Below are 7037 nucleotides of genomic sequence, written 5' to 3' on the forward strand. Positions count from 1 at the left end.
CGCGGACCCTCGCCCCGGGCGGCCACACAGCAAAGAACGACAGCGATAGGACTGCGGCGGCAGCCACCGTCAGGACGTACGCGACCGGGTACTCAGACGGCAGGTCCTTAACCCGCCAGGCCCAAGCCGACGTAGCTATTGCTGCACCGGTCAACGCTCCGCACACGCGACCGAGCTCAGGCGCGCAGCGCTCGAAGCCGCGCACGACGAGGAAGACCGCGCCACCGCTGATCACCGTCGTGAGCGGCGCGAATATCATGACGTCAAGTATCAGCCAGATAGGCCAGTATCCAGTGTTGCCAGCAGCGACCGAGGCGGCGCTCCAAATCAGTCCAACGATCTCAAAACACACGAGGGACGGAAGCAGACCTCTGCGCGAGCGCCTCGCGGACAGCGCCTCAGCCATCGTTCCTTTCGCCTCGCTCCCGGCGGCGGCAGATGCATGGGCGGTCCGGAAGGAACTGCACCCGAGCATCGTCTGGCGACGTTCCCAAGACACCGTCGTCCGTGACGATCGCCGCACGCCGTCGGTTCGGCGATCGAATCATCGTTCCGTCACGGCCGCTCACCACGTCGGCTCCGTCCCACGGTCAGCAGCCCAACCACCGCGAGGATCGACCCGAGCGGGGTGCGCCATCAGGTAGGTCAGGCCGTACGTCACCAGGATCAGATAACCGGTGATCAACATGAGCGAACCCAGGGGCTCCCAGTACACCGCGGCCACGTGATACAGCTCGTACGCGCTCTGACTGATCACATGGCTCCCTGCGGAGTTCTGCAAGATGTACCCCCCCGTGACTCGCATGAACAGAGGAACGATTGGGGGCATGGATAAGCCCGACGACGGTGACGACCGCACTGCCGGCGAGCATCGCAACCACAGTCCAGCGGACAGACTCGCCATCGTCACGCCACCAGTGTCCGATCGCGCGGCGAAGCGCGCTCGACAGATTGCGCCTCCGTGCAGCCAACGCCGAAAGCAGGATGGCGGTCAGCGCGAACAGGCCGATGCCGACCCCAGTGACGACGTTGGCGGCCACGTTCAGCCACCCCACGTGCGCAAGACGCTTCCCGCCGAACAGGTCAGGGCGGCGGCCACGAACACTGCATAAGCCGCGGCACGGAGGAGCAAGACAACTGTTCGCCGGGCGCGCGGCGAAGCCCTCGACATCACCGCTGCTCACCGCCTCGGTCGACTGCAAATGGCGGTGGAGTCACTCGATGCCCGATGAGCGCCGAGCCCCACACGCGCCCGATGCCTGAGATCCAGATGGCGATCCCGTAACCGCCCAGCGCGTTCGCAAGGAGCCGATCCTCAGCTTTGAGCACAATCCCGGCAGCAAAGAACGCCACCCCGAGCAGGACCACAACGACAGCCAACGCCAGAGCGCGACCCTTCAGCGAACTCGAGTAGGCGCGGACGGATCTGTACATGGGAGCCAAGCCGCGTTTGTCCGGCACCAACCCGCGGGCTCCCCAGAGGTACAGCGCGATGAACATCCCGACGGAGGAGATGATGAGCGCGGTGAGGCAGCAGAGGAGCACGATGACGGGATTTCGCACGTCGTGTATAGGCAGCGCCAGCAGGCCCAGCGTCGTCGACACAGCAATGACCGAACCGTTCGCCGCTGCCAGCACGCGTGCGCCTATGGTTCGCCTGCGGCCATGGGATCCGCGGCTTTCGGCTGTCCGAGAGCGGTTCACTCGTGACCACCACTCGCACGTGCCGCGCCTGCACCGTTCCGTCCGCAGGTCGCACCGGCGAACCCATGTGCGGCGTTGTCCACATCGAACCACCAGTTGCCTGCGCCCGATGGGAACGCCGAATATTCGCTATTCGCCCGCCGATTAATGGGCTTCCGCTTCCTCGCGCTCAAGCCTCTGCCGCGCTATCAGATCACCCTTCTCCGTCGACTGCAACCAGCCCACCGCGCCTGGGGTGGGGTAACTCGACGACCAGTCTGTGAGCAGCGCGAGAACCTGATCGACTGCGGCATCACCCGGCGACTTGTCGGTCGGCACGAACGCTCCGCCCTCCTCCAGATTGCCTGCGACCACCTTGTCCTCCAGGATCAACTTCACGACAAGGCCAATTGCAGCGGCTTTGATATCGCTCTCGTCATCGAGCGAATGGGCGGCTACACCTATCGCCCAAGACATATCCAGAAGACCCATCAAGCCCTCGATCAGGAACTCTTCTTCCAGCGTGCGTTCATCCATTAGAGCTCCCCACCAAGTACGACCGACTGATCGTCATGACAGCCAAGGCTCATACGCAGATTCCCTTCGAGGGCGCCGTGGCCTGAGCCACCAGGCGGCAGGGAACGCCGACACCCCCACAACCACTGGCGCCCAGATGAATGCACTCCAGCCGTACACCCAGATGAGAACGGGACCGATGAGAAGGATTGCTGACCCAACGTAGATGGACACCATGAGGATGGTGGCACCGCGGCCATGTCTCATCGCCCACCCTTCAGGGGAACGAAGCTCGCGTGCGATGATGCCGAGCAGGCCGCCTGGAGGGGTGTTGATCACTTCACCCACGAGACACACACTTTCCGCGTGCCGGCAAACGCCCCGTGACGATCCCCCGACCAGCAATCGAAAACCTATCCAGCAGCCAATCCACATAACAAGCGAATTTTCATGAGAAGCCCTTCAGAAGGACTGGACAGGACACCCCCGTTCGGGATCGCTCCGCCGGTCGCCGAAGTGCGATGGTGGCGACGCCGACCGCCGGCCGATTTGCCTCGCTTCGCCCGCCGAGTGTGGTGGACCGGTCACGGGCAGCTGTTCATCGCCGTCTTCCTCGGCGTGGTCGCGCCGGTGGTTCTCCTGGTGTCGGTGTTCGCCGTGCCCGCCAGCGATGTCGGCGCGCTTCTCGGCGGTCTCGGCACGGCGATGGCACTGCCGTTCGCGGCGTCCGGAGCGATGCTCCGCGCGTACGCCGGTACCACAGCGGCCACCACCGGGCACCTGGCGCTGCGGCTCGTCAACGCGGCCGTGGTGGTCGTCCTCATCGCGCTGGTGTCGATCGTGTTCGTGACCGTGGACGTGTTCGGGCTCATGCTCCTCGCCGGCGTGGTCCACGGCGGCACCTAGCTCCGCAGATCAGGCGGGGCGCCGTCCCGCTTGCATTCCCCCACCGCTTGCCCTTTAATCTGCGTATGCATGCAGATAAGCCGATATGCGGTCGGCTGCCCGACAGCCAGTACGTCGAGCTCGCGGTCGAGGTGTTCGCGATGCTGGCGGATGCGACCCGGGTGCGGATCGTGCTGGCGCTGCGGGATGCCGGGGAGCTCTCGGTGAACCACCTCGCGGACATCCTGGACAAGCAGCCCGCCGCCGTGTCGCAGCACCTGGCGAAGCTGCGGCTGGCCCGCATCGTCGCCACCCGCCAGGACGGTCAGCGCGTGTTCTACCGGCTGGAGAACGAGCATGCGAGCCGGCTGGTGAGCGATGCGATCTTCCAGGCCGAGCACTCCCTGGGCGGGACTCCGCGCCACCACCACGCGGCGGCGACCGCCGAGGACGAGGCGTCCGCGTGATCCACGACGCCCACGCGCACGAGCATCCCCACGACCACGGCCACGACCACGACCACGACCACGGCCACCATCACCCCACCGGGTTCCTGGGCTTCCTGTACGGGATGTTCGTCCCGCACTCGCATGACGCGGCCGACTCGATCGACGACGCCATGGAGGCGAGCACCGAGGGCGTCCGGGCGCTGAAGATCAGCCTGTTCGTGCTGCTCGCCACCACGCTGCTCCAGGCGGTGATCGTGGCGTTCAGCGGCTCGGTCGCCCTGCTCGCGGACACGGTGCACAACTTCTCGGACGCCCTCACCGCCGTCCCGCTCTGGGTCGCGTTCGTGATCGGGCGCCGGGCCGCCTCCCGCCGCTACACGTACGGGTACGGGCGGGCGGAGGATCTCGCCGGGCTGTTCATCATCGCCGTCGTCGCGCTCTCCGCCGTCGTGGCGGCGTTGCAGTCGATCGACCGGTTCTTCCATCCGCACCCGCTGGAGAACCTGGGCTGGGTGATCGTCGCCGGGCTCATCGGGTTCGCCGGCAACGAGGCGGTCGCGATCTACCGCATCCGCGTCGGCCAGCGCATCGGCTCGGCCGCTCTGGTCGCCGACGGCGTCCACGCCCGCATCGACGGCTTCACCTCCCTCGCCGTCGTGATCGGGGCGCTCGGCGTCATGCTCGGCTTCCCCCTCGCCGACCCCATCGTGGGGCTCCTCATCTCGGCCGCCATCATCGTCCTGCTCTGGGGCACCGTCCGCAGCATCGGCCGGCGGCTGCTCGACGGCATCGAGCCGGACCTGGTCGACCGGCTCGAGCACGCCCTGGTCGACACACCCGGCGTCGTCGCCGTGCCGCGTGTGCAGCTGCGCTGGGTCGGGCACCGGCTGCACGGGAGCGCCGAGCTCGCCGTCGACGCGGCCGGCCTCGGGGACGCCCGTCGGATCGCCGCCTCCGCCCGCGAGCACGCCAGGGAGCACCTGCACACGCTCGACGAGCTGCACCTGGAGATCGCACCTGCCGACGAGTCGCGGCGCGCGCGACCCGCGTGACGCTCGTGGCATGGCGACCGTGACGCGGGGATGAGGAGGTGATCGTGCCCGACTGGATCTGGACCATCATCGGCGTGCTCATCGCACTGCTCGCGATCTGGATCGCCCTGGTGATCGTCCTGCTCGTCCAGCAGCGCCGCGCCGGCCGCGACGTCGACTGGCGCGCGATCCTGCGCCTGGTGCCCGACGTGATCCGGTTGATCCGGCGGCTCGCGACCGACCCGGCCGTGCCGCGCGGCACCCGCTGGTGGCTGTACGGGCTCCTGGCCTACCTGCTCCTCCCGATCGACCTCATCCCGGACTTCCTCCCCGGGATCGGCTACGCCGACGACGCGATCATCACCATCGTCGCGCTGCGCTTCGCCGCCCGGCACGCCGGCTACGACGCTCTCGAACGCAACTGGCCGGGGACGCCGGGCGGCTTCAACAGCCTCCTGACGTTGGCGCGCATCCCCCGGCCCGGCGGCCGGGACTGATCAGGCGTCGAAGGTGAGCGACGCTGACAGCTCCCGGTGCGCGTCGATCTGGCCCTGGATGGTGGCGAGATTCCGCTCCTCGTCGGCCATCACGTCCGCGCCCGCGAGGAACCGCAACGGCAGGTCGCCCGAATCCGAGAGGGTGACCAGGGCGCGGCCGAGCTTCTTCGGGTCGCCCACCTGGAGGCCGTTCATGCCCTTCCAAGCCTCGATGGTCTGTTCGGTGAGCTCGGCGTAGTCCGCGATCTGCAGCTCGGGCCAGATCGTCGAGGAGCCTTCCACGAGCAGCTCGGTGCGGAAGAACCCCGGCTCCACAGCCATCGTTCTGATGCCGAATCGCTCCACGTCGTACCGCAGCGACTCCATCCAGCCCTCCAGGGCGAACTTCGACGCGGCGTAGGCGGCGACGAACTCCTGACCCATCAGGCCGGCCGCCGAGGTGATCGTGATGACCTGTCCGGAGCGCTGCGTGCGCATGATCGGGAGGATCGCACGGGTGACGTCGACCGGACCGAAGAAGTTCGTCTCCATCTGGGCGCGGAGCTGCGCCGGGCTGGTGGTCTCGAAGTGGCCGGCGTAGAAGTTGCCGGCATTGTTCACCAGCACGTCGATACGGCCGAAGCGGTCCACGGCCGCCCGGGCCGCCGACGCGGCGGCGGCGGGATCGGTGACGTCCAGCGCGACGGCGAGCAGGTTCTCGTGCTCACCGACGGCGGCGAGCACCTTCTCCGGGTCGCGGCCGGTCGCGACGACCTGGTGGCCGGCGGCGAGCGCCGCCTGGGCGATGTCGATGCCGAGGCCGCGGCCGGCTCCGGTGATGAACCACACGTTGCTCATGAGGTGATGCCTTCCTTGACGTTCGCTGCCGGCCACGCGGCCGGCTCTTCGAGTCAACCTCTCCGCGGACGAGTGAGCGTGGCCCGCCCTATGGGTGCACCAGCAGGGACCCTCTCCCGACCGCCGATCGGCGTAGCGTCGAGGCATGGACGTCCACGACGATCTGAGCGTGTTCCTGACCTCGCGCCGGGCGAGACTCACGCTGGAGAAGGCCGGCCTCCCCGACTACGGCGGCCGTCGCCGCGTTCCCGGTCTCCGTCGTGAAGAGGTGGCACTGCTCGCCGGGATGAGCGCCGAATACTACAAACGCCTCGAGCGCGGCAACGCGACCGGGGTCTCCGAAGCCGTCATCGACGGTGTCAGCCGCGCGCTGCAGCTCGACGAGGCGGAGCACTCCCATCTCTTCGAGCTGGTGCGGTCCGCCAACGCCGGCGCGCATCCGCAGCGGCGCCGCCCCGCACGGCCGTCAGAGCTGACCGCCGGCATGCGGCAGACCATCGACGCGATGTCCACGGTGCCCGTCTTCGTCCAGAACGGCCGCCTAGACGCGGTCGCCACCAACACGCTCGGACGCGCCCTCTTCTCCGAGATGTTCGACGGCATCCAGCCGCCCGTGAACGCCGCCCGCTTCGTCTTCCTCGACCGGCGCGCCCAGACCTTCTACCTCGACTGGGAGGGCAACACGCGCCAGATCGTCGCCATCCTGCGCGCCGAAGCCGGCCGCTCGCCCTGGGACCGCCGGCTCAGCGACCTGATCGGTGAGCTGTCGACCGGCAGCGAACTGTTCCGGAAGCTCTGGGGCGCCCACGATGTGCGGGAACACCGCACCGGCACCAAGCGCATCCATCATCCGGTGGTCGGCGACCTCGATCTCACCTTCCAGAGCATGGACCTCGCCTCCGACCGTGGCCTCCAGATGCTGGTGTTCTCGGCACAGCCCGGCTCGGCGTCTGCCGACCGCCTCCAACTCCTCGGCAACTGGGCCGAGTCGGCCGGATCGGCCGCAGCCGCCCGGCAGCTGCCCCGCGATCCGGGGTGACATCCGGCTGAGTCCCGTTCCGGCCGGCCGCCCATGTCAGGATGGACCCGTGCTGCCGGGCGGGCCGGCAGCCGGGGGACCGTCCGGTGGGGCGGAGGAC

General features: G+C 68.1%; 10 protein-coding genes. 6 read left to right on the top strand and 4 right to left on the bottom strand.

The window, feature by feature from the left end; all coding sequences use genetic code 11:
* Positions 1–406: hypothetical protein (locus tag ACR9ZG_RS17205; protein WP_481286066.1), on the bottom strand; the 406-nt coding region annotated here is incomplete at its 3' end.
* A gap of 421 nt (positions 407–827) precedes the next feature.
* On the opposite strand from ACR9ZG_RS17205, the gene ACR9ZG_RS17210 reads away from it, so the two are divergent.
* On the top strand, positions 828–1112 hold the full coding sequence (locus tag ACR9ZG_RS17210) for a hypothetical protein (RefSeq protein WP_481286067.1): 285 nt from the start codon (positions 828–830) through the stop codon (positions 1110–1112).
* Positions 1113–1170: 58 nt separating this feature from the next.
* On the opposite strand, the gene ACR9ZG_RS17215 is transcribed toward ACR9ZG_RS17210, so the two are convergent.
* Positions 1171–1638 (bottom strand): hypothetical protein, encoded by a 468-nt coding sequence (locus tag ACR9ZG_RS17215; RefSeq protein WP_481286068.1) that lies wholly within the window; start codon positions 1636–1638, stop codon positions 1171–1173.
* A gap of 210 nt (positions 1639–1848) precedes the next feature.
* Positions 1849–2220: a hypothetical protein gene (locus ACR9ZG_RS17220; RefSeq protein WP_481286069.1), complete on the bottom strand. Its 372-nt coding sequence runs from the start codon at positions 2218–2220 to the stop codon at positions 1849–1851.
* A 549-nt stretch (positions 2221–2769) separates the two neighbouring features.
* On the opposite strand from ACR9ZG_RS17220, the gene ACR9ZG_RS17225 reads away from it, so the two are divergent.
* From ACR9ZG_RS17225 to ACR9ZG_RS17240, 4 genes are all read left to right on the top strand, one after another.
* A complete protein-coding gene (locus ACR9ZG_RS17225; RefSeq protein WP_481286070.1) occupies positions 2770–3105 on the top strand; it encodes a hypothetical protein in 336 nt (111 codons plus the stop codon).
* 65 nt (positions 3106–3170) lie between these two features.
* Entirely contained in the window at positions 3171–3551 is a 381-nt protein-coding gene (locus ACR9ZG_RS17230; RefSeq protein WP_481286071.1) for an ArsR/SmtB family transcription factor, read from the top strand.
* A gap of 104 nt (positions 3552–3655) precedes the next feature.
* Complete coding sequence (locus ACR9ZG_RS17235; RefSeq protein ID WP_481286075.1) at positions 3656–4585, top strand: cation diffusion facilitator family transporter; 930 nt, start codon at positions 3656–3658, stop codon at positions 4583–4585.
* A 44-nt stretch (positions 4586–4629) separates the two neighbouring features.
* Complete coding sequence (locus tag ACR9ZG_RS17240) at positions 4630–5061, top strand: YkvA family protein (RefSeq protein WP_481286072.1); 432 nt, start codon at positions 4630–4632, stop codon at positions 5059–5061.
* Here the strand turns inward: ACR9ZG_RS17240 and ACR9ZG_RS17245 are convergent, their stop codons facing one another.
* The gene (locus tag ACR9ZG_RS17245; RefSeq protein ID WP_481286073.1) at positions 5062–5898 is read right to left on the bottom strand and encodes an SDR family NAD(P)-dependent oxidoreductase; all 837 of its coding nucleotides are present in this window, start codon (positions 5896–5898) and stop codon (positions 5062–5064) included.
* A 145-nt stretch (positions 5899–6043) separates the two neighbouring features.
* Here ACR9ZG_RS17245 and ACR9ZG_RS17250 point away from each other — a divergent pair, with 145 nt between their 5' ends.
* Positions 6044–6937 carry a helix-turn-helix transcriptional regulator gene (locus ACR9ZG_RS17250; RefSeq protein WP_481286074.1) on the top strand — a complete coding sequence of 298 codons (894 nt, stop codon included), beginning with the start codon at positions 6044–6046 and terminating at the stop codon, positions 6935–6937.
* The last annotated feature ends 100 nt before the right edge of the window (positions 6938–7037 follow it).

The sequence above is a fragment of the Leifsonia sp. KNZ12-8B genome, assembly GCF_056755495.1.

Coding starts and splice junctions, on each gene's coding strand:
- ACR9ZG_RS17210 (WP_481286067.1), top strand. CDS start 828: ATGGATAAGCCCGACGACGGTGACGACCGCACTGCCGGCGAGCATCGC.
- ACR9ZG_RS17220 (WP_481286069.1), bottom strand. CDS start 2,220: ATGGATGAACGCACGCTGGAAGAAGAGTTCCTGATCGAGGGCTTGATG.
- ACR9ZG_RS17230 (WP_481286071.1), top strand. CDS start 3,171: ATGCATGCAGATAAGCCGATATGCGGTCGGCTGCCCGACAGCCAGTAC.
- ACR9ZG_RS17235 (WP_481286075.1), top strand. CDS start 3,656: ATGTTCGTCCCGCACTCGCATGACGCGGCCGACTCGATCGACGACGCC.
- ACR9ZG_RS17245 (WP_481286073.1), bottom strand. CDS start 5,898: ATGAGCAACGTGTGGTTCATCACCGGAGCCGGCCGCGGCCTCGGCATC.
- ACR9ZG_RS17250 (WP_481286074.1), top strand. CDS start 6,044: ATGGACGTCCACGACGATCTGAGCGTGTTCCTGACCTCGCGCCGGGCG.